Genomic DNA, 22,935 nt, shown 5'->3' on the forward strand with positions numbered 1-22,935 from the left:
TGGCGGGCGCGAAGCCCACCAGTTATTGGACTAATTTAAACCTTGTTCTTTCGCTAGCTTCATCGCGATATGAGGGGCATTCCACAAGGAAGGCAGCAAGATCAAAGAAACGGGAACGGCAGTGATCACAATGAAGGACTGCAAGGCGGATATCCCGCCAGACCCCAAGGAAATAAGGATTAAAGCCGTCACCCCCATCATGATTCCCCAAAAACTGCGAATAATGGCATTTGGTTCCGTTTCACCGCTGATCACCACGCTAATGGTATAAGTCATCGAGTCGCCAGTAGTGACGATGAAAATGGTGGTTAAAACCAAAAACAGAATTGATATAAACAGCGGCAAAGGTAACTGCTGTGTTACCGCGAGCAATGCACCAGGCAAGTTGAACCCTTCAAATGCTTTACTGACACTGTCGGGATTAGCAATTTCAAAAGCCAGTCCTGAACCACCGACGATGGTGAACCAGAAGAAGGTGACCAGTGGCGCTACGATGCTGATAGTGGAAATGATCTGGCGAATGCTTCTGCCACGAGAAATGCGTGCAATGAATATCGCCATCATCGGACCGTATCCCAGGAACCAGCCCCAGAAGAAAACCGTCCACCAGCTTAGCCAGCCTTCGTCATCGCGGTAGGTTGCCATCGGAATGAAGTTGTCCAGCATGGTGCCAACGCCTTGAATGTAACCGTTGAAAATAAAGTTGGTGGGACCAAACAGCAGGATGTAAACCATCAAGGCACAAGCAAGGATCACGTTGAAACGGCTGAGCATCTGCATGCCGCGATTCAAGCCACTGATAGCTGACAGGGTATACAGTGCAATGGCAAACATTACGATGATCAACTGGGTTGTGAAACCATCAGGAATTTCGAACAAAACGTTAAGGGCGTAGCTGACCTGCAAGCCCAGAAAGCCGATAGGGCCAATGGTGCCCGCTGCTACAGCGACAATACAGCAAGCATCAATCAAAGCGCCTGTTTGCCCTTTTAATGCCCTCTCCCCAAGTACAGGGTAGAGGAGAATGCGAGGTTTCAGTGGCAGACCTTTGTCGTAATGCAGGTGCATCACCACAATGGACGTTAGGCTACCGACAATTGCCCAAGCCAAGAAGCCCCAATGCATAAAGGATTGAGATAGTGCGTTAATCGCAGTCTGCTGAACGCTCTCCTGCGCACCATAAAGTGGTGGAGGGCTGACAAAGTGCGCGATCGGTTCCGCTGCTGCCCAAAATACTCCGCCTCCGGCAAGCAGGGTACAGAAGATGATGGCCATCCAGCGGAAACTGTTCATTTCCGGCTTTGGGATGTTGCCCAGAATCACTTTGCCTGTTCGACCTGCCGCTAAGCCAAGACCGATCAAAAAAGTGAGTAAGAGCAGGAGTTGCCAGTAGGGACCGAACACTTTCACCGACCAGGCGAATCCAGCGTTGACCACCGTAGACAAGAGTTCGCCATCGAAAAGCGCAAGCATAACAAAGAGCGCAATGAAACCACCGCTATACCACAGTGCCGGATTGCTTAAACCTAACGCGTCCGTTGCGTTTTGGCTGGTTTGATTGGAAGCTTTAGGTGCGGAAGCCGCCCCAGAGTTTTTCAAGCTATTGGTTAGATCAGACATGATGCTGACTCCAGAAGTTTTCTTTGCCGCAGCAAAGGTGTATTTAACACCTGCCATTATGATTATTGTGAGTAGGCAGGCTGTTCCTTGTTAGATAGACACTGGCTGACATGAAGCCGGTTACGTCATTGGCTCTAGTCCTTCTTTCAGAAACTGAAACCAGTTGTCTCCGAGTATTTTTCCTGCCTCAGGCTCTGTGAACCCGTGGCGCATTAATCCGTTGTAAATGTTTTCCATTCCTTCACTGCCCGCAAACCAGGGCAATGCATCTGGCCAACCTGCATTACTTGCCGACCCTTCACCATAATCCATGGCTTTTGACCAGCGACCGTTTCGCATCCATTCCAGTACCGATTGAGGCTGGTTGAGGCACAAATCTGAGCCGATAGCCAAGTGGTCAACGCCTGCTAAATCAGCGGTTTTGGCGATCATCTGGCAAAAATCGTCCAGCGTGCAGTCACTGCCATTAGGTAGGTGAAATGGGTACAGGCTGAAACCGAGCAATCCACCACGTTCAGTCAGCGACTGAATCACGTGATCGGATTTATTACGCAGTGCCTTGTGCGCAAAGCTTGGGTTAGCGTGGCTGATGCAGATAGGGCGCTCAGACAGGTCGATGGCTTCCAGCGTTGAACGCTCAGCACTGTGCGACATATCAATGATCATCCCTACACGGTTCATTTCTTTGATGGCTTGCTTGCCAAATCGGGTAATCCCCGGGTCGTGTTGTTCATAGCACCCTGTGGCGAGCAGGCTTTGATTGTTATAAGTGAGTTGCATGATCAGCAAACCCTGACGCTTCATCACTTCGATTAAGCCGATTTCGTCTTCAATGGGAGAGCAGTTCTGAGCGCCGAAAAGCACCCCTACTTTCCCAGAGGACTTGGCTTTTTCGACATCTGCCATGGTGTGAACGGGCATAATGAGATCGGCGTTGAGCTCGAACAATCGATTCCATTCCGCAAATCGTGTGAGGGTCTCACGCGTATTCTCGTGGTACACCAAAGTGGCGTGGACGGCGGTGATGCCGCTGGCTTTGAGAGTCTGAAAATACTCTCTGTCCCAGTTGCAGTACTGCAAGCCGTCAATCACTATCCTTTCCTGATACATACCGTGGTTTCCTATTTGGCTGCGCGTGCGAGAATCAGTAAGCACGCTGGTAAGCCGTCTTAACGACGGTATAAAACTCTTTGGCGTACTGACCCTGCTCACGAGGACCAAAGCTGGATTCTTTACGTCCGCCAAACGGCACGTGGTAATCGGTTCCTGCGGTTGGCAAGTTCACCATCACACAGCCCGTTTGCGCCTGCTGTTTGAACAGCGCGCTGGTGCGAAGGCTTCGGGTAATGATGCCGCCAGTCAGACCAAAGCGAGTATCGTTGGTGATGGCTATGGCTTCATCCAAGCCCGATGCTCGAATCACGCTAGCCATCGGTGCGAATACTTCTTCCTGGTTCACTTCCCACTGGTTTTTTGTATCTAAGAATAGAGTTGGGGACATGTAGTAGCCTTCGTGTTTCAGGCTTAAACGCTCGCCACCAAAGGCGAGTTCAGCGCCGCTTGCGCGCGCTTTTTCTAACCATGTGAAGTTGGCTTCAAGCTGGTTTCCATCGACCACCGGACCCATGAAGATCCCATCATCAAGGGCGTGACCGACTTTTAATTCGCTCATGCGTTTAATCAACGTCTCAACGTACTGATCGTGAATGCTGTCCATCACCACCAAGCGAGAGGAAGCAGTGCACTTCTGGCCTGCCCCTGAGAACGAACCCGCAATTGTCGCGTCAACGGCTGTCTGAATGTCGGCATCGTCAGCAATGACCAGCGCGTTTTTGCTGCCCATTTCTAACTGGCAGCGCACAAAATTAGGTGCTGTAGCCGCAGCAACTTTGCGACCGGTTTCCACTGAACCGGTAAAGCTGACCGCATTAATTTCTTTTGAATTAATCAGGGTGTTACCCACCTTCGAACCGCTGCCTAGAACTAAGTTGAAGGTTCCTGCAGGTAAGCCTTGACGATGAATGATTTCGGTTAGGGCAACGGCGCTAGCAGGAGTAAGGTTGGCGGGTTTCCAGATGACGCTATTCCCGAACGCCAGTGCAGGCGCGATTTTCCAGGCCGCCGTTGCGGTAGGGAAGTTCCATGGGGAGATAATGGCAACCACACCCACGGCTTCACGTGTAACTTCAACCGAAACCCCCGGGCGTACTGAATCGGCAGTGTCGCCTATCTGGCGTAGCACTTCTGCCGCGAAATACTGGAAAAACTGACCAGCGCGGTAAATTTCTCCTCGACCTTCTGCAAATGGCTTCCCTTCTTCACGAGAGAGCAACGTACCCAGTTCGTCGCAGCGAGCGATTAGCTCATCGCCAATGGCTTGCAGCACTGCTTGTTTGCGCTCCATGGGTGTTTTTTCCCATTCTTTCTGGGCGGTCTTGGCGGCGGCAATCGCTTGTTGAGTTTGTTGCTCACTGGCTTGCGCGAATATTCCGATGGTTTCGCTGATGTCCGATGGGTTGATGTTGGCAATGGTGCTTTCACCCGATTGCCATTCTCCACCAATATACAGGGCTTTTTCGTAGGGCAATGAAGTTGTCATGTTGAATCCTTGTTGTAATTCGAGTTATTGACCGTGGGTGGCAGACGCGTACACCACAAATTCCACCAGCATTTCTTCACGAGCCAACCCAGCAACTACCATCGCTGCACGATTTGGAAACGGGGCATTGAACTGTTCGGCATACACGCGGTTGACCGTCGGTAAATAGTCCCTGTCAGTCACGTAAATCAGTACCTGAAATACCGAATCGAGTGACTCCCCAGCGCATTCGAGTGTGTGTGCAAGGTTGGCGAAGGTTTGGCGAGTCTGTGCCTCTATGCCTCCTTCAACCACAGCGCCCGTGTGGTCGATGGGGATCTGAGCGGTGTATAAAGTGCCGTTGCCGACGACTGCCCATTCCAATGGGGCTTTAGAAGCAAATAGCTCGGTTTTTACTGGGTGTTTTGCGGTTTGTGTATTCACGTTTCGAATCCAAGATGTAATGGAAGTGTTTCTCTTTGGTTAAATATTGCACTTTGACAAGTGATAAATCTAACGGTAAATTTTTTACATTTGATAAATAAAATTTATCAATAGAGAAAAAACCAGACAGGGAAAGGCGTTAGAGGGCAAAGATGAACATTAAACTGCAACAATTGATGCATTTTTCGTACGTGGTGGAAGAGGGCGGTTTCAGGGCTGCCTCCCAGCGTGCCAACCGATCTCAGGCTGCACTGTCCACGTCAATCAAAGAGCTGGAGCGAACACTTGGTCAGCCTTTGTTTGAAAGCGGGAACAAGTCGACACTGACTCCGTTTGGTGAAATTTGTGTTCCTAAGATCACGCAGTTTCTCAACGTCTACCATGCGTTAGACAACGACTTGCGTGCCGCAGCCGCTGGGCAGCAGGGTCGGGTTCGTATCGCTAGTGTGCCGTCGGTAGCCGCCAAATTGATCCCGAGTGTGCTAGCGGCGTTCTGCGAACGTTTTCCCGATGTGGAAGTCAGCTTAATCGACGATAACGCGACTGGAGTGGAAGCCAGACTGATGTCAGGAGAAGTGGATCTGGCGCTGGGTAACTGCATGCATCTGGATGATGAATCTATGGATTTCACCCCTCTGATTTCAGACCCTATTGGCGTGGTGTGTCTGAAAGACAATCCAATTGCCTCCAATATGGATGGTATTGCCTGGGAAACTTTGTTGCAGCAACCCTTTATCCGTAATGGCACCTGTACTTTGCTTGAATCGACCCCAGCAAGGGTGCTCAGCCAAAAAGCGCTGTATTCAGTAGAAAACATCACGTCTTTGTTTTCTGTCTTAGAGTTAGGCATTGGCGTGACAACGCTTCCAAAGCTTGCATTTCCAACCAATGAAACGCGGCTGGTGTGGATCCCCCTTATAGACCCTCCTTTGCAGCGTGAGATTGGTATTTTTCGGCTGTCTGAACGCACGATTTCACCGCAGGCTAAGGGCTTTCATGATTTGTGTATCGAATATCTGAACTTTGGGAAAGGAGAGTCGGATAAACAATAGGTTACGTTTTGGTCTGATATTGATTTTAATATCAAAAGGCAATTTCTATTTACGAAAACCCGGTTTTATTCCATAGATATTCAATCCCCTGATGTGATGCATAAGAATGAATTTGCAAACACGAAGGAGATAACAATGGAAAAAACACCTTTTGCTCTACGTACCTTGGCTGCAAGCATCGCAATCGTTCTAGTGCCAACTCTTGCCGTAGCGGGAGCGTCTGCAGACGCAGCAGCGAACAGCGTCACCACGACTGCCAATAATAGCCAGCTACCAAGCCTGCCTAACTACACCAACAAAGAATACGCGGATGGCGGGAACGCGGAAGCGCTTCAGTACCAAGTCTTTAATGACCCGGATTTTTACAAACCTCTTGCCTATCTTGGGCACTACATGGGATTTGGATGGGCTGGTGGCACCAATTCTGGTTTCATTGGCGAAGATATGGAAGTGAAGCGAATTGATTCGAAAACGTATTCCATTAACGCTCGCTACAACAGCAATGACCCGCACGCCGACGGATACTGGGCGCATAAACGCTTAAAAATGAAAGTGAAAGACGTCAAACTGGTAACAAACCCTGCAGACTTGATTCTGGGCGAGCCAGAAGTGTACGACAGGGAAGCGCTCGCCACGGTTAATGCGATGGTCTATAACTGCGGGAATACCGAAGATACCGCTCCTGTCGATATTGGTTACAGTGAAACGACCAGTTGGTCAAAAACCGACAACTTCTCTTTTGGCCAGTCTTTAAGTGTGACCAACAAGTATGAAGTAGGCGTGCCACTGATTGGTGGAGCATCATCAGAGGTAAAAGTGGAGTTTAATGCTAGCCAGGGTTGGAATGAAACCAATGGCGATTCGACTTCCATTGACCAAAAAGCGCAGTACCGAGCTCAGGTTCCTGAGATGAGTAAGCGCTACATTACTCTGACCCTGTTTAAGCAGAAAGCAGACATTCCGTATAACTCATTCGCCTACCTCAGCTATAACATTGACTACGAAGGTTTCCTTCGCTGGGGTGGTAATGCACGATCTGATCACCCAACCGATCGCCCGTATATTACTCACACGTTTGGTCACACCAATGGTCTTAACGGTCCACAACAAATCGCAGATGAGTATAAGTTCTCTTACATTGGAGGCTACAGTGGCTGGGATTGGCACTGGATGCGAGATGAATTTGGCCAGTCGAACCTGAACTGGGCAATTGGTAACGTGGCAAAACGTAAATATGGCGCACCGATGTCTGGCAAGTTTACGACCGTGGATGGCAGCCAGTACAACATAACTGCCGGAGCTTCTATTCGTTTGACTCCAGAAGAGATTGCTACACTTGCGAATTGCAGTCAGCCAGTGAATAGCCGCATGGCTCGAATGCGTACCGCCGGTTCTCAGCTGGGGCTGAAAGTCGAGTCTATCGATAAGCATTCCGACGATAACACGGTTTCAAATATTACCATGTCGCTGGCAGCGCCTTTGACTATGTAAAATTGAAATATTTTGAATCTCAAATGACCTGAAGTGACTTCGCCTCAGGTCATTTTTGCTTTTATCTACATGTCTTCTGTCACAAGCTTATCAACAATTGGCTTATCGCCTGTTTCTTGTTTTGGAAATATTTCTTCTACGTGACTTTTTAAAAAATCAATAATGGTTCGGGTCGGTGTAGTGAGTAACTGTCTGCTAGGAAATATTAAACTGACATCCAGTGAGGGTAATTTTTTATGCGGCAATAATACGGTTAATTCGCCGTTGTTTACTTTCTCACGAATATTAAAATAAGGAAGAATTGTCATAGCATTCAATGAAGATATGGCGTTAATTGCGCATCTGTCGGAGTTCACTTTTAATATCACCTGATCTGAACAGACGTTATTTTCCATGAAGTTTTTATATAGAGAAAATTTAGACGCAACGTTTAAAACGATCGGTATTTTACTGATGTAATCGAGGTTGTTTTTTTGTTCTTCCGGAACCAAAGTACTGGGCGCAACCAGCATTCTTGGTATGCTGCCAAGTTTCACAGACACCACGTCCTGCTCGGTGACTTTTCCAATACGCAGTACTAAGTCGTAGCCCATACGAGAAATGGACTCGCGTGTGTCGTTTAAACTGACGTCCAACTGAATGTCGGGGTACAAGTTAATAAATTTCAGCAATACCGGGAACACAACGTCTTCACCAAAGCGACGAGGCAAGCCTAAACGGACATTGCCTTTCATTACGCTGTCCTGGCTAGGGGTCATCAATTCATGATAACCATGGAGAAGATCTCTGGCTTTCTGGTAGAAGTCGACGCCCTTATTGGTGAGCGAAATTTTATTTCCTTTTCGATTGAGCAGTTGGTATCCCACTTCCTTTTCAAGATACTGTACGCGTTTACTCACCGTTGATATCGATACTGAAAGTTGCTCAGCAGCGAGGGAGAAACTGTTGGCATTGACAACGGTAACGAATGCCTTAATTTTTAAAAATCTATCCATTTTACCAACTTAACGAAACACGTAGTTATATTGAGTCTATTTTTATTGAGTCACTTAAGATTGAATAAACTGATGAATTATGTGGAGAACAATATTTGTCACTATTTGGACGAGGGTTAGAATTATATCTTTATTACTGAATGCAGTTTGTGATTCCCATTCTAAAAATGATTCCAGATTAGCTCATCGTGATTATTTGGAAATAACTTATTTAGACTCATCTAAAATATATTTTCCTGAATAATATTGATGAATTATTATCCTATTCAAACGGATTGTAATTAAAATAGAGGTTGGTTGGCTCCTTCAGTTTTTCTTTTTTACATACAGTGTTCGTTTAAAAAATGAAAACTTCAAAGGCGATTTAGAACTACTGGATCTTCAAATCGATGTCTTGCATGAAAGCCAGTTTCTCTCTTTTTTGTAAATAGGTCATTGAATCAAGCACCTTGGGGTTACTTGGCTATATATGGATATAAAAGGTATTGATGCAATAACTTAATTAGTAAGTTGAAGGGTTAATTAATATTTAAATTCAGTAAGTTAGGTCGCAAAGATCTTGTTTCATCAGAAGCTAAGAATGTCGTTATTCTCAAATATTACACTTTGTCATGTAGGGTTCAAACTAGTGAAACACAACTGTCACATATTCTTCCTAAAGTGAGCAGCGTTCAAGTGAAACACAACGGCGATGAATGCCACTTAAGGAAATTGTGATGAAAAAAACAGTAATCGGTGCATTGGCTCTACTAGGCACACTAACAGTAAATCCAGTTCTAGCTAAAGAAACTATCTCTGCTGTTGGTTCTAGCAGCGTTACTCCACTGATGGAAGTATTCTCTGAAACTTACATGAAAACGAACGGAAACGTCTTCATTGAAGTTCAAGGTCCTGGTTCTTCTGCTGGCGTTAAAGCGGCGAAGAACGGCAGTGCAGACCTGGGCATGTCTTCTCGTAACCTGAAAGATTCTGAAAAAGAGCCAGCACTGAAAGAAGTGGTTGTTGCTCGCGACGGTATCGCAGTTGTTGTTAACCCGAAAAACGGTGTGAAAGAACTGACAGCCGCTCAGGTAACGGCTATCTACAAAGGCGAAGTAACAAACTGGAGCCAGGTTGGCGGTGCTAACAAGCCAATCGTTGCTATCACTCGTGACACGGCGTCTGGTACTCGTGGTGCATTCGAAGACATCATGAAACTGAAAAAGAAAATTGCAGGTAAGAAAGTATCGGCAATCTCTCAGCGCGCTCAGGTTGCAAACGGCAACGGTGCACTGAAAACCATGGTTGCAAGCAACCCATTTGCTATCGGTTACATCTCTCTAGGTACGGTTGATTCTTCTGTTCAGGCTCTGGCTATCGATGGCACAGCGGCAACAGTCGACAACGTGAAGAACGGTTCTTACAAAGTCGCTCGTCCATTCCTTGTTCTATACAAAGAAGGCAAACCATCAGCGGAAACTCAGAAATTCCTAGACTGGATGGTTGCTGCTGAAGCGCAATCTCTGGTAGCGAAGAAAGGCTACATCACAGTTAACTAATTAAAGCTGTACGAACACTTTGCTCAGCCCGCGAGGGCTGAGCGTTTTCCATTTCGAAACTTTCGAATATGAGTATTTTTTATGACCATCGCGATTAATAGTGAAAAGTCTATGAATGGCGAAAATGCATCAAAACCGCGTCAGCTTCGCAGACAAAAGCGTGTTGACTGGCGTGAACGCATTTTCCACTCTTTGTTTCTTAGCAGTGCCATTATCGGTATTGTTTCTCTTGCCACCATTGCTTACTTCATCTTTGCTGAAAGTATCCCTGCGTTTCAGGAAGCAGGCGTAACAGGCATCGTAACCGGGCAAGACTGGCTACCTCCAGCGCTATACGGTGTCGCAACCATGATTGTTGCATCGGTAGTATCGACCTTTGGAGCCGTGACTGTCGGTGTTCCTATTGGTGTTCTCACCGCGATTTTTATTGCGGAAATTGCACCGAAACGCTTGGCAGATATCATCCGCCCTGCGGTCGAGCTTTTGGCTGGTATTCCATCTGTAGTCTACGGCTTCTTCGGCTTGGTCATCATCGTTCCTTTGATTCAGCAAGTGTTTAATGTACCTGCGGGTAACACCATTCTTGCTGGTATCATCGTGTTGGGCGTGATGATTCTTCCTACTGTTATCACGGTTTCAGAAACTTCGATTCGCGCCGTCCCAAGAACTTACAAAGAAGGTTCTCTGGCACTGGGTGCATCGAAAATCTACACCATCTTTAAACTGCTTGTTCCAGCCGCTCGCTCCGGGATCATGACGGGCGTGATTCTGGGGATTGCCCGCGCTCTGGGTGAAACCATGGCGATCATCATGGTAATGGGTAACGCGCCAGCAATGCCTGAAGGCATTCTGGATTCAGCCCGTACCCTGACGGCGAACATCGCGATAGAAATGTCTTACGCAAGCGGTGTTCACGCAAGTGCACTCTACGCAACGGGTGTTGTGCTTCTGGTATTCATCATGGTGTTGAACGCTGTGCTTCTTTACCTGAACCGTGAGAAGGCGAAGTAATCATGAATAATAATCAAGCAATGAAGCTGAAGCAGGCACGCAATTTCAAAGACGGTGTGCTCAATACATTCGTATGGATCTCGGCAGCGTTAACCGTCGGGTTTCTGTTCTGGATCATCTGGTACATCTTGTCCAATGGCTTAAAACACGTTGATTGGGCATTCATTACCGACAACTACACTCGCACAGGCGACGAGCAGGGTATTTTCCCGATGATTGTGTCGACCATCTATATGGTTATCGCCTCCATCGCCGTGGCTGCTCCATTGGGCATCATGACCGCTATCTATCTGACTGAATACGCCAAAGTCGGTAGCAAGCTGGTTAAAATCATCCGTTTCTGTACCGAATCGCTGGCGGGGATTCCGTCGATTATTTTCGGTCTGTTCGGTATGACGTTTTTCGTGGCAATTCTTGGTTTAGGATTCTCGATTCTTTCGGGTGCACTAACTCTGAGTATTCTGATTCTGCCAGTGATCATCCGTACAACGGAAGAAGCACTGATGGCGGTGCCACAAACTTACCGCGAAGGCTCTTACGGTCTTGGCGCATCGAAAATCTACACTATCTGGCGCTTGATTTTGCCAAGTGCAATGCCAGGTATTCTTACCTCGGTCATTCTTAGTATTGGTCGTGTCATTGGTGAGTCTGCTCCTGTCTTCCTGACAGCGGGCATGGTTGCTCGTATCCCGGATTCTTTGTTGGATTCTGGTCGTACGTTAACCGTTCACCTATACAAGCTGACAACGGAGCTGTTCACCATTGAAGAATGGAATCAGGCTTATGGAACAGCCACTGTCCTTATCGTCGTGGTATTGGTCATCAACATGATCACCAAACTGATTGCAAAACGCTTTAACACTGCAACGTATTAATTCCACCACAGCAGACAGACACAGAATTTAAGAATTGAGAGCAAGAAAAATGAACAAGTTTGATATTGAAAATCTAGACCTTTACTACGGCAGCAATCAGGCACTGAAAAGCATTAACCTGCCAATCCCTTCTCGTCAGGTGACCGCATTAATCGGTCCTTCGGGTTGTGGTAAATCCACCCTTCTGCGTTGCCTAAATCGTATGAACGATCTAATCGAAGGCGTGAAGATTGAAGGCAAGCTGGATATGGATGGCGAGAACATCTACGGCAACATCGATGTAGCGGATCTTCGCATTAAAGTGGGCATGGTTTTCCAGAAGCCGAACCCATTCCCGATGAGTATCTACGAGAATGTGGCTTATGGTTTGCGTGCTCAGGGTGTGAAAGACAAGAAACATATCGATACTGTGGTTGAAAGATCACTTCGTGGTGCAGCATTGTGGGATGAGGTGAAAGATCGTCTGAAGTCGCACGCGTTTGGTTTGTCTGGTGGTCAGCAGCAGCGTCTGTGTATCGCACGTACCATTGCAATGGAACCCGATGTGATTTTGATGGATGAACCGACTTCTGCACTCGACCCAATTGCCACCCACAAAATTGAAGAACTGATGGAGTCTCTGAAGCAGGACTACACCATTGTGATCGTGACGCACTCCATGCAGCAGGCACGTCGTATTTCAGACCGTACCGCTTTCTTCCTGATGGGTGAACTGGTTGAACACGATGACACTCAGGTGATTTTCAGCCAACCGAAAGATGATCGCACGCAGGGTTACGTGAACGGCGATTTCGGCTAACAAACGGCTTTATCAGAACCGCTTTTACTGGCATAGACCTATAACTATAAGCGATGGTAACTCTTGCCCCTCCACTGGAGGGGCTTTTTTCTACCCTAACAGTTTGCGTTAGTTTTAATCTCTTCAATCAAGGCGTTAAGTTGAACCACGTATTCCTGATGGTTGGCGAAAGGAACTTCAAAGTCTGTAAAAGCGACGCCCGCGGTAGCGCCTTCAATTGAAAATGAACTGGCAATATTCACCACAGCCTGCTGTTCATCCTGATGGAGTATGTAGCCATCGGCTCGGATCTGCTTTATCTGAGATTGAATCTGAGCTTTCTGAGGTTCTGTCCAGTGGGCTATTCGGGATTCGATTTCTTCGTCATCCAGATCCGCCAGCAGTACCTGTCCAATGGACGACTGAGACACATGGTAAATATGGTATCCACCTAACCCTTCTGCTGGGCTTTGATCTGCCTTTGCGTGGTACATATAGACCACCATATCTTTCCATAGTACTCCGATAGCCAGAGTGCGATCCGTGTAATTGGTTCGGATGGCAACACTGGTGGCACTGCGAAACAAAACCGAGCTATGGAAGCTTTGGGCTGCCAGCAAATGCACAGCCGGGCCGGGCATGTATTTCTTCTGCGCATTCTGCTCTGCCATGCCGATGGATTTTAGCGTTCTGAGTAATCGGTTTACTCGGACGACGTTAATGTTCAGACGTTCTGCCAGCTCTTTGTTGCCAAGTGGGGTATCGCTGGTGGTCAGTTCCTGAAAACAGCGGATCCCATCAATTAAGCTTTGGTTTGGTTGTGACGACAAAGTACTTCTCCTCAAAATCAGGAAGAAGGCTCACGAATATTCGCAAGTCTTCTTCTGTTTCTAATCATGCCATTCCTTTGGCTTAATACTCAAGTGACCTCAACAAGCCCTAACCACCCGTAACCAATGCTGGAAGGAACAGTGTAATGGTCGGGACAAAGGTAATGATCAACAGCGTAATCAATATGGGCAGATAGAACGGAATGATTGCCCGCACTAATGCGCCATAACTCACCTTAGCGATGTCCATCATAATGAAAAGGATCACCCCAAATGGCGGGGTAATCGCACCAATCAACAGGTTAAAAATCATCATGACGCCAAACTGGGTTGGGTCCATTCCAATGGCTTCAACCAAAGGCAACAGTGTCGGGACACCAATCAGTAAGATTGCGGTGGTTTCCAGCAGCAGACCAGCAATCAGCAGCATGCCATTAATCATCAAAAGCAGAATGATAGGGTTGTCTGAAATAGCCAGCAACGCTTGCTGAAGAGTCGCTGGGACATTCAGTACCGAGATCAGCCATGAAATTGGCGCTGCGCAGGCGAGAATAAATACCAATGCACCAATGGTGTAAACCGTTGCTCTTAATGCATTAATGAAATTGCTGTAGGTGAGCTCTTTAGTGGATAAACCGAGTACCACCGCATAGATGGTTACGATAGCCCCTAGCTCTGTTGGTGTTGCGACACCCGTCAGCAGACCGCCAATCAAAATGATGGGGGCGAGCAGACCGGGCAGCGCTTTCCACGCGGTATAAAGTACGTGCTTAAACGTGGCTCTGGGTTTCACCGGAGAATAAACCCGACCCGTCACCGACAAGAAGTAAATCAGCAACATCAGAATACCGCCCAGAAACAGCCCTGGGATGATCCCGGCTAAGAACAGTTTGGCAATCGATTCGCCCGAAAGCACCGCGTATATCACCATAATGACGCTGGGCGGAATGATAGGACCAATGATAGACGACGTCGCCGTGACCGCCGCGCTGAACGCTTTGTCGTACCCCGCTTTTTTCATCGCTTTGATTTCAATGGTGCCCAACCCGGCGGCATCAGCCGTAGCCACACCAGACATGCCGGAAAATACAATCGAGGCGAGAATGTTCACATGCGCCAGACCACCATGGATATGCTCCACCAACGCACGAGCAAAGGCGAAGATGCGGTCGGTAATGCCCGACACATTTAACAGGTTACCTGCCAGTACGAACAGTGGAATGGCAAGCAACGGAAAACTTTCCAGAGAGGGCGGAATGCGCTGCGGGATGATTTTGAGACCAGCAGCCGAAAACAGTGGCATACCACCTGTCCATTTCTGGATAAGAATGAACACGACGGCGGCGGTTAGCATCGCAAAGGGAACGGGCATGCGAAGGAATATCAACCCGAACAGAATCGCTAAAAGTAGAAGTGCTTCCATAGTTAAACCAATGCCTCCTGATCCGCTTTGCGTTCAAACATAACGTCATAAGTGATGGACATGCAGATGGAGACGAAGCAGTAGATCAAAGGGACCGAATTGTAGAACGCAATTGGAAAGTTCATCGGCAGTGAAATAGTACTGCGGCGCAGCTCGGTTTTAATGATTGGGCTGATGTGAAACAGCAGAGTAATCAGAGTGACCACAGTAATGATCGACATGATGATACTGAGCGCGCGAGCAATCTCCCCTTTGGGGAATAAATCGACAATGATGTGCCTTTTCTCTTTAGTCGCAACCGCAGCGGATAGCAGCGTCAGCAGAATGAACATGATGGTGACGGCTTCTTCCATCCAGGCAATCGGCGCGTTAAAGAAAAAACGGGCAATAATTTGATAAGCAATGGTGGCAACAATAGCAAGGGTCAGAAACATGCACACAGCCATTTCAATTTTGCCCTGCCAGCTAATCAAGGACTTAAAGAATTTTTGCATTCGAAACTCCTGTGAAATGCATGGGTACGGGCACGCTCAGTTAGGTAAGAAGAAGCGTGCCCTTTGTAGTTATAGTTTCTGTACCGCTTCAAATAAGCCTTTTTTCCACAAACCCTGATCTTCCACCTTGCCAACGGCTTTTAGTGCCGCTTCGCGCAGAGGAGCTGAGTCGTATTCATTGATGGTGGCACCAGCTGCCTTCATCTTAGAAAGCACCTGCTCTCGGCGGTTAGTCGCATCATCGTATGCCCATCTGGACGCGTCCTTGGCAGCCTGAACCAGAAGCTTCTGGTGCTCTGCAGACATGCTGTTGAACTTGTCCTCATTAAAGACGATGGTCGATGTTGCCCAGACGTGGTTAGTCAGGTAGATGTTAGGAGCGACTTCATGAAAACGCTGAGCAACAGCCGCAGTTGGGGGACCTTCCGCTCCGTCGACAATGCCGGTACTCATAGCCAGGTACACCTCGCCCCATGCCACCTGAGTTGGCTGAGCACCTAATGCTCCCCATAGCTCAAGGTATGACTGGATTTGCGGGATACGCATCTTTCTGCCTGTGAATGCTCCATCTTTACCAAGTGGTTTCACAAGGTAAGCGATACGAGGCTCAGTAGGACCGGCAGAAAGGACACGGATGCGATCTTCTGTGCGCATTTCTTCTGTTAGTCCCTGAAACAGCTCGCTATCGAAGAAGTCGAACATATGCTGACCGTCGCGGAACGTGAAGCCCCAGGTCAGGATCTGAGTATCGGGAGCATACGAAGACAGCCACGCTGCAGCGGTTCCCAACGCATCGACAGAACCAGAGGCAATCTGATCCATCACCTGCGGTGGTGTCCCTAATTGTGTACCTGTAATGTAATTAACTTTGATTTTGCCGTCGGAACGCTGTTCAACCAGCTCAGCAAAGTGTTTGTTCATCTCGTCCATTGGCGAGCCAATGGAGTCGGCGTTAACAAGAACGAACGTTTCAGCGGCAGCAGAAAAGGCTGCTGATAATGCTAAAACTCCGCCCAGTAGTGTGGATTTCATATTCATAATCTTCCTTAATCGTTGTGAACACGATATGCCTATTAGGTTTACCTGCATAAAGGTCAGCAGACCCTGTTGAGAGCGGTAAACGTTATGGATTTCAAACGAGTAGTTTCAAATTCTCCTTGTTTCACTATCGGTTATTTCTGAAAGGTTTGTTTTCAACTTATTGTTATTTGTTCTGCGCAACTTCTTTGAGCATCGCGCTAAAGCTGTATTGGGGTTGGTAGCCCAACATCTGCTTGATTTTTTTATTACTGGTCACGTAGCGAATCGCTTTACCGGGCATGTAGACATTGGTTACCGGTAACCCAAGCTGGTCAGCGATTTGAGGCACATCCTTGTCAAACTCGACCACATCATCCGGTTCCAGATTGAACACCTGATTCGCCGCGTTTTCGTGAGTGGCTGCCAGCAAGACGCCCGCCGCTGTATCTCGCACGTCAGAGATGTGCATCATGTAAGGTTTGTTGTCTTCCTCGCCATGCTGAATGATGATTTGCTCCCCTTTGTCTGCCAAAGGTTTCAGCTTGTCTGCGACCTTCTGATTTCCGAAGAATTCCAGTTGCCTGATCTTCCCACTCAGGAAGAAACGGGCACCCGAAAAGAAAGAGTTGGGGTCGATAAGCTCGTCAGCCGACTGAGTATGAGGGAAACGAAGGACACAGGTTTCCAGCCCCTGTTGCTGGTAGAACGCCACCAGATCTTCGCCTAACTTCTTGGTCAATCCATAGAAAGAGCTGGGATTGCGAGGGTGATCTTCGGTGATCGGCAAGAACTTTGCGTTGATTTCCGGGTAGACTTCTCCGGTACTGGCAAACACAAAACGCTTGATGGTGTTCTTTTGACTGGCAGCTTCAAGCAACATCTGCGTGGCAGTAACATTCGCCTGATACATGGCACTGTTGTCCTGTTTCCGCCACGACATAAACGCCCCGATATGAAGAACAATTTCAACGCCCTCCATCGACTGATTCAATAACTCTGGGTCACTGAAATCTGTCTGAATGTGAGTGTATTGCTCCGCCTCTAAGCGGCTTTCCTGCAAATCCAGCCCTATGACTTGATTGCCTGAATCCAGAAGCTGCTGTGCGAGCACCGATCCAATCCGACCTGAAGCACCTGTCACAAGATACGTTGTCATCCTAATTCCACCTTTTTAATTTCTGTTCTTTTTAGCCTAGAAGGTTATTCATCTACACGAATACCAAAAACCGCAACCGGTGCTCCCTGAGAGTTTCTGAGTGAAAGCCCCAGCTTCTCTAACGGCTTTTCAGGGTTGAGCTCCATCCGGATTACACCCATTCGGTTGTCGTGGATCTGTCGATAAAGCTGACCATTTACAAAGCACCGAATCTGGTGAGCCAGAAGGGGCATGACCCGGTCGTGATGGCGGTATTGCACGCTCTCCAGCGGATGGTCGTAATCGCAGTCCAGGTACAGCGTCAGAGTTTTCGCTGTTACGGGTTTGTCCCATTCCAGCGTAATATTCGGATATGGGTCGCTCGGTTTCGCCATCCAGACGTTGGGCAATGCTGTCGGTCTTAACGCCCCTTTGGTTAAAGACTGTTTCGAAAACGAGTGCAGAGAAGTTGCCGACTGAAAGGCTATGTTTTGACCCTTTGGTCGTCGCTCCGGAACCCAGAACTCAAAACTGTCGACACCTAACCCTTCAGGTGCGTCCTGTTTTGCTTTAGTACTGACTTTTTCAAGCCCACCTTGCTTAACGCTAAGAATCCCGGCGGCGAAATCCTGACTTAGCCCTATAGACACTAATGGGTTTTTCTTGAAGCAGACGAATTGGTACTGGCTGGCAAACTCACCCTGCAGAGGAATGCTTATCAGCTGTTCACCAGAAGTCAGCGTGTGTTTGTGCTCGGCAACCACTCTTTCTGGGGTGTGATTACTTGGCTTCTCGGCTACCCGAATCTCAATGGTCAATTCGGTGGGTTCACTGGCAATGCAGGGCACAGTAATAAGATGATCTCCCGAATTGGTGACAGGCAAAAGCTGACCGTAACTCTCATTGAGTGGCTTCCAACCACCGGAGTGCTCAAAGCCCGTCAGCCGGTATTCGGAACTGACCGTAATCTTCGCGTCAGAGACCAGATTATCGTGACTTAACGCATCGAAATTCGGTACATAATGCCCGTCTGCTGAGAGCTGATTTTTCAGGATATGCATCAGCTCAGAATCAGGGAGCTCATGCGGTAGGGCATTGTGTTTTTTACAAACGGCTGCGGCTGTGCCGATTGCCTGCCCAACCGCCGATGAAGTGGCCATCACTCTAGTACTGCCAAATGCAACGTGTGACGCAGAAAGTAACCGACCATTGAGGAATAAGTTACGAATGTTTTGGCTATACATACAGCGGAATGGGATGCCGTAGATGCCCTTTGCGTGGTATTGGTTGCAACCTTGCTCCTGACCGTAAATGCCGTCAGCAGGGTGAAGATCAATCGACCAGCCACCATGAGATACAGAGTCTGAGTGCGGAATTTGCTGAACAATGTCTTTTTGCGTCAGCATGTAGGCACCTTCGCCGCGTCGGCTTTCCCGTTTTCCGGGTATGGTTCCGACCCACTCCAGCGCAAGGTTTCTGGCTTCAGGAAACTCGCCAGAATTTTTAATGTAGTTCCAGACGCCGTAGACGATCTTCTGAAGCTCAATTTTGATCTCTTCGGACTGATGAATGGTATCAAGTCTTCCACCCCACTCAATCCACCAAAGTGAGCAGCCATGCTCTGATGTTTTGAAGCTGCGATAACGGGGGATTAGTGCGGGAACGTCTTTAAGAGCAAGTTCCGGTGCCACATAGTCGACAGGGTGACCAACGTCTTTGGAGTAGAAATACAACGAATGACCCAGCAGCTTGCCATAGTCTTCGCCGGGAGCCATGGGCTCATCAAACTCTTCTGCCTGCTCTGCGCCCATTCGATACGCAGCGCCAGACAAGTGGACCAAAATTCCGTCACCGCTTGAATCGGCAAACAGTGAACCTGTAACGTGATACATGGTGCTGTTTTGAGAGTTAAATCCGTGCACTTTGCGGATCTGGTTATCGGAACTTTCGCAGTGAAACACCACGGTATTCACCAAAAGCGTCAGGTTGTCTTCTCTGTCAGCCCAATCTTGCAGAATAGAGTCGAAGATCACCGGGTTGCCGCCCGGATTTCGGAACTGATTTTCAAGCAGAAGCTCGTTAATGATCCCACCTTCGCGAGCCCAACGATTGTTGTTTCCACCATGAGATGTCGCCCCCAATACCCAAAGGCGAACCTCGCTTGAGGCGTTTCCGCCCAATACCGGCCTGTCCTGAATCAGAACAACCTTAAGCCCGTTTCTGGCAGCAGCGATGGCAGCACAAAGACCAGACAGTCCTCCTCCGACAACAACTAAATCCGAATCGAGATTCTCTATTTTTAAGCTTCTTGGCTCTGAAGCAGACTCTTTAATCATATTTAATTTCTATAATAGTAATATCTATAATAGAAATGATCATAAATTAACCACCCATCAAATGATGTGACTCAAGTAACAAAAATGTTAATAGCAGTGTTGGGACGGAAAAGTGAGGATCTTGGGCGAATCTAACTCTTTGAAAAATAAAAAATGCCTGACGGAGTCAGGCATTGGATTCAGGTATTTGAATTAGAATTTAAACTTCTTATTTAGGAGGGATCTCTTTATCCATGAACCATTGAGGAGGAATCCAGGTTCCATCGATATGCTTGTTACTCCAGCGAGAAATGGCTTGAAGGATCGGCAATATTTCCATGCCTTTGTCTGTAAGCAAATATTGGTAGCGTTTTGGACGTTCCTGATAAAGCTCTTTGGTGATAAGCCCTTCTGACTCCAGTTTTTTTAGTCTCTCTGCCAGTCGGTTTGTCGGGATATGTTCTGGTGAATCAGCCAGTTCACCATAAGTCTTTTTACCGCAGTGCAAGTCCCTCAGAACCACAAGTGTCCACTTGTCACCGAAGATATCTAACCCGTTAACAATCGGGCATCCAGAACGCAAAAATGCAGGTTCGCTACTCGAACTAGTGTTACTCAAAAGGTGCCTCCTTGCATAAATTATGTGTTCTTCGGAGTATAAAAAAGTTACTTGCAAAATTGAAGTGACTTATTTAGTGTTAAAGATACTTCAATTTCGTAAGTAACTGAGCCAGCCGTTCACATGAACAAACAAGGAGAGGTGTCATGAGCAAATTAACAGGGCAGTGTCTATGTGGACATGTTCGCTATGAATGCAATTCAGAAGCAATTATGGGCGGTCATTGTCAATGCAAGGACTGTCAGAAAATCAGTGGCTCTGGCCACATGTCTAACATCGCAGTACCAAGAGGAAGTATTACGTTTTACGGGGAAATGGCTTTTCACGAGAAAGAAGCAGATAGTGGAAACATGATCCGTAGAGGGTTTTGTCCAAAGTGTGGGAGTCACATTTATGCGGAAAACTCTGGTATGCAGGAGATGGAGTTTATTCGAGCGGGCAGTTTAGACGACCTTGAACAATTCCAGCCAAGTATGGTGGTTTATTCCGACAGCGGCGCTTCCTGGGATCACATGCCAGATGAGCTGCCCAAATTTGGAGGTATGCCAAAAATGTAAAAGCCGGGCATCTGAGATGCCCGGTATAGTTTACTGGCTATTAGTTACAGGTCTTAATAAACGACCAGATTCCCCAGTAATCGTAGTATGGGTTGTAGCCCCACTGGTTGTAGTTAGACTCGAACAGGAAGCCATTCACTACAGCGCGATCGCCTACATAGTAGAACTTGTACGGATCCCATTGACCTACACCAGCACACTCATCCGCTGGCGGCGGTGGTGGAGGAGGTGTTGTACCACCGCCATCAGGTGTGATTCCTGATTTCTGGGTGATCCAGGAAACGTAATCCGTCACGTCGGTAAAGGCGGTTGCTGATGTACAGTTTTCCAGCCCCCAGCTCACCGCACCGAAAACATAGTAGTCGCTGCCAGAACGGGCAACCCAAGGACCGCCACTGTCGCCGTTACATGAGGTAGACGAACGGTCGTAACCACATATGTAAGCGCCAGATACGGAAATGCCGTTCATCAGGCTGGTACATTCAGAATTGGTCACCACTTCCAGGTTCGTCGCCTTCAGTACCGGGCTTCCGGCGTTGGAATTGCGGCTAGTTCTGCCCCAACCAGATACTTTCAGGCTCTGACCCGGAGCAGCCAGGCTGGCTTTGATTTGAGGAGTTGGTAGTTTCGCTGGTGTATAAGCGGAACTTACGTTGCTGGACAATCGAAGCAATGCAATATCGTTTCCGTTTGCCAGACTACCTGTCCAGTTTTCGTGGACATAAATTCTCGAAACCTGATGTGTTTCCCCTTGCGACGTTCTCAGGTCTGATGCACCAATTCGAATCTGCACCGAGCCAGCGGATGATCGTTCCACACAGTGTGCCGCGGTCAGTACCCACTGAGGTGAAATCAGAGTACCGCCACAAAATTGCCGCCCCGATGAGACTAACGCAACTTGGTACGGCACGGTGGAATGGTTGACGGTTGACCCGCCAATTATTCTCGGTTCCACACTTGGTTCTGCAGCCTGGACTTGTGCCATGCCTAAGGCTGTAACGAACAGCGCGGTAAGCAGGCTGTTTTTTCCTTTCATTTTATTATTTCCTTTCTACATAGACTTGTTACTCAGAAAGTCGTACCTGACTTTCTAAACGAAGCCTGCAGAGACAGCTTAACTAACTGCAAGCGATACACTGACCGACGCCTTCCCTTGCACTGGCGTCAGTCTGGTGTGCTTTTTTCTTGGTGCTATTAAAAATGCAAAGTGACTATTATGTTTATTCTTACTATATGAAATGAGTTTCCCTTATTTTTTGGTTAGCTTTAAAGTAAACAATTAAGTTTGATTTAATTTAATAAATACTAATTGAAAGTCAGATATTAATTATCGACTTTTAAATTTTGTGGTTATTTAAATAGGGGAGTGGCGTTTAAATTAAAAATTCTATTTAGTTAATTGTGAGTATTGTCACTAACGGTATTTTTGTATGGAATTGAAGTCACAGTGCAAAGTTGAATTTCAATTTGATAGTGGTTTCTTAATGTGATTTTACTTCTATTTTTAAATTGTGGTTGATGACTTGAGGTTTGTATAAGAAATTGTTTTTAAAGGTTTATGTGGTCATTTGGTAGAAGGTTTTGAAATTACTCTCGCTAAATTCTACGTTTAGTGCACAGGCATGTTGTATGACCTTTTATTTGAGTGATTGATAATTTATTAGTTTCTAATGTTTCTCAATTGAGATTATTTCCCATTTAATATTTGAAATTGATCTCATAACTATTTTATAAAATGATTCTTTTTTGATACATAGATAAATGTTGACTTTATTCTGAAGGTTTATATATTTTATTTTTTAGAAAAATTTCATTTCAACGCATTATTAATACAGAATATTAAAACTACCAATTAACCATTTTTATACTGTGTATTTAATAAGCCAAATAATAAATTTATTTAAGGGGTGTTTTTGGAAAGAGAAAGTATATACCCAAGTGACCTCAAGATGCAGGATTCAGAGCCTCATATTCTGTTTCAGTTCAAGCCTCTTTATACCAAAATCAGGAACGCAGCGGAATGACTGGTCCTTTCCAAGTTCTTTGACGATGAAATGGGACAGAATATGGGCTCCCAAGGGCGAGTTTAACTGACTTTCATACTGCGTTACCGATTTTTGATTTAGAGCCACTAGATCTTCAAACCGGTGTCTTGTCTGA

The 22,935-nt window shown here is 47.1% G+C and carries 20 protein-coding genes; 7 read left to right on the forward strand and 13 right to left on the reverse strand.

Annotated elements, in window-relative coordinates:
* Positions 1 to 30: 30 nt before the first annotated feature.
* The 4 genes from INR79_RS19970 to INR79_RS19985 form a co-directional block, all read right to left on the reverse strand.
* Positions 31 to 1,620 (reverse strand): BCCT family transporter, encoded by a 1,590-nt coding sequence (locus INR79_RS19970; RefSeq protein WP_223099302.1) that lies wholly within the window; start codon positions 1,618 to 1,620, stop codon positions 31 to 33.
* 120 nt (positions 1,621 to 1,740) lie between these two features.
* On the reverse strand, positions 1,741 to 2,730 hold the full coding sequence (locus INR79_RS19975) for a membrane dipeptidase (protein WP_022595796.1): 990 nt from the start codon (positions 2,728 to 2,730) through the stop codon (positions 1,741 to 1,743).
* 34 nt (positions 2,731 to 2,764) lie between these two features.
* A complete protein-coding gene (locus INR79_RS19980; protein WP_223099304.1) occupies positions 2,765 to 4,219 on the reverse strand; it encodes an aldehyde dehydrogenase family protein in 1,455 nt (484 codons plus the stop codon).
* Positions 4,220 to 4,243: 24 nt separating this feature from the next.
* Positions 4,244 to 4,642, reverse strand: coding sequence for a RidA family protein (locus INR79_RS19985; protein ID WP_004403335.1), 399 nt, complete (start codon positions 4,640 to 4,642; stop codon positions 4,244 to 4,246).
* Positions 4,643 to 4,794: 152 nt separating this feature from the next.
* Here INR79_RS19985 and INR79_RS19990 point away from each other — a divergent pair, with 152 nt between their 5' ends.
* Together INR79_RS19990 and INR79_RS19995 are read left to right on the forward strand one after the other, a co-directional pair.
* Positions 4,795 to 5,694, forward strand: coding sequence for a LysR family transcriptional regulator (locus INR79_RS19990; RefSeq protein ID WP_223099306.1), 900 nt, complete (start codon positions 4,795 to 4,797; stop codon positions 5,692 to 5,694).
* A 135-nt stretch (positions 5,695 to 5,829) separates the two neighbouring features.
* On the forward strand, positions 5,830 to 7,185 hold the full coding sequence (locus tag INR79_RS19995) for an aerolysin family beta-barrel pore-forming toxin (protein ID WP_022595794.1): 1,356 nt from the start codon (positions 5,830 to 5,832) through the stop codon (positions 7,183 to 7,185).
* A gap of 65 nt (positions 7,186 to 7,250) precedes the next feature.
* Here INR79_RS19995 and INR79_RS20000 read toward each other — a convergent pair whose 3' ends face one another.
* Positions 7,251 to 8,180, reverse strand: coding sequence for a LysR family transcriptional regulator (locus INR79_RS20000; protein WP_022560696.1), 930 nt, complete (start codon positions 8,178 to 8,180; stop codon positions 7,251 to 7,253).
* Between the two features lie 716 nt (positions 8,181 to 8,896).
* On the opposite strand from INR79_RS20000, the gene INR79_RS20005 reads away from it, so the two are divergent.
* The 4 genes from INR79_RS20005 to pstB all read left to right on the forward strand — a co-directional run bounded on the left by INR79_RS20005 (position 8,897) and on the right by pstB (position 12,403).
* The gene (locus tag INR79_RS20005; protein WP_022560697.1) at positions 8,897 to 9,718 is read left to right on the forward strand and encodes a phosphate ABC transporter substrate-binding protein; all 822 of its coding nucleotides are present in this window, start codon (positions 8,897 to 8,899) and stop codon (positions 9,716 to 9,718) included.
* A gap of 81 nt (positions 9,719 to 9,799) precedes the next feature.
* Positions 9,800 to 10,729: a phosphate ABC transporter permease subunit PstC gene (pstC, locus tag INR79_RS20010; RefSeq protein WP_223099308.1), complete on the forward strand. Its 930-nt coding sequence runs from the start codon at positions 9,800 to 9,802 to the stop codon at positions 10,727 to 10,729.
* Positions 10,730 to 10,749: 20 nt separating this feature from the next.
* The gene (pstA, locus tag INR79_RS20015) at positions 10,750 to 11,604 is read left to right on the forward strand and encodes a phosphate ABC transporter permease PstA (protein ID WP_038125012.1); all 855 of its coding nucleotides are present in this window, start codon (positions 10,750 to 10,752) and stop codon (positions 11,602 to 11,604) included.
* Positions 11,605 to 11,653: 49 nt separating this feature from the next.
* Positions 11,654 to 12,403 carry a phosphate ABC transporter ATP-binding protein PstB gene (gene pstB, locus INR79_RS20020; RefSeq protein ID WP_004403855.1) on the forward strand — a complete coding sequence of 250 codons (750 nt, stop codon included), beginning with the start codon at positions 11,654 to 11,656 and terminating at the stop codon, positions 12,401 to 12,403.
* Positions 12,404 to 12,498: 95 nt separating this feature from the next.
* Here the strand turns inward: pstB and INR79_RS20025 are convergent, their stop codons facing one another.
* The 7 genes from INR79_RS20025 to INR79_RS20055 form a co-directional block, all read right to left on the reverse strand.
* Positions 12,499 to 13,212: a hypothetical protein gene (locus INR79_RS20025; protein ID WP_223099319.1), complete on the reverse strand. Its 714-nt coding sequence runs from the start codon at positions 13,210 to 13,212 to the stop codon at positions 12,499 to 12,501.
* A gap of 109 nt (positions 13,213 to 13,321) precedes the next feature.
* On the reverse strand, positions 13,322 to 14,635 hold the full coding sequence (locus INR79_RS20030) for a TRAP transporter large permease (protein WP_223099321.1): 1,314 nt from the start codon (positions 14,633 to 14,635) through the stop codon (positions 13,322 to 13,324).
* 2 nt (positions 14,636 to 14,637) lie between these two features.
* The gene (locus INR79_RS20035; protein ID WP_004403849.1) at positions 14,638 to 15,129 is read right to left on the reverse strand and encodes a TRAP transporter small permease; all 492 of its coding nucleotides are present in this window, start codon (positions 15,127 to 15,129) and stop codon (positions 14,638 to 14,640) included.
* Between the two features lie 69 nt (positions 15,130 to 15,198).
* Positions 15,199 to 16,167 (reverse strand): TRAP transporter substrate-binding protein, encoded by a 969-nt coding sequence (locus INR79_RS20040; protein ID WP_022560700.1) that lies wholly within the window; start codon positions 16,165 to 16,167, stop codon positions 15,199 to 15,201.
* A 166-nt stretch (positions 16,168 to 16,333) separates the two neighbouring features.
* Positions 16,334 to 17,305: an NAD-dependent epimerase/dehydratase family protein gene (locus INR79_RS20045; RefSeq protein WP_022590207.1), complete on the reverse strand. Its 972-nt coding sequence runs from the start codon at positions 17,303 to 17,305 to the stop codon at positions 16,334 to 16,336.
* A gap of 44 nt (positions 17,306 to 17,349) precedes the next feature.
* Entirely contained in the window at positions 17,350 to 19,620 is a 2,271-nt protein-coding gene (locus INR79_RS20050; protein ID WP_223099323.1) for an FAD-dependent oxidoreductase, read from the reverse strand.
* A 208-nt stretch (positions 19,621 to 19,828) separates the two neighbouring features.
* Positions 19,829 to 20,218 (reverse strand): winged helix-turn-helix transcriptional regulator, encoded by a 390-nt coding sequence (locus tag INR79_RS20055; RefSeq protein ID WP_004403837.1) that lies wholly within the window; start codon positions 20,216 to 20,218, stop codon positions 19,829 to 19,831.
* Positions 20,219 to 20,364: 146 nt separating this feature from the next.
* Here INR79_RS20055 and INR79_RS20060 point away from each other — a divergent pair, with 146 nt between their 5' ends.
* Positions 20,365 to 20,775: a GFA family protein gene (locus tag INR79_RS20060; protein WP_223099325.1), complete on the forward strand. Its 411-nt coding sequence runs from the start codon at positions 20,365 to 20,367 to the stop codon at positions 20,773 to 20,775.
* A 40-nt stretch (positions 20,776 to 20,815) separates the two neighbouring features.
* Here INR79_RS20060 and INR79_RS20065 read toward each other — a convergent pair whose 3' ends face one another.
* A complete protein-coding gene (locus INR79_RS20065; protein ID WP_004403828.1) occupies positions 20,816 to 21,811 on the reverse strand; it encodes a S1 family peptidase in 996 nt (331 codons plus the stop codon).
* Positions 21,812 to 22,935: the final 1,124 nt, after the last annotated feature.

Source organism: Vibrio sp. SCSIO 43132 (genome assembly GCF_019904195.1).
Classification (GTDB): Bacteria; Pseudomonadota; Gammaproteobacteria; order Enterobacterales; family Vibrionaceae; genus Vibrio; species Vibrio nigripulchritudo.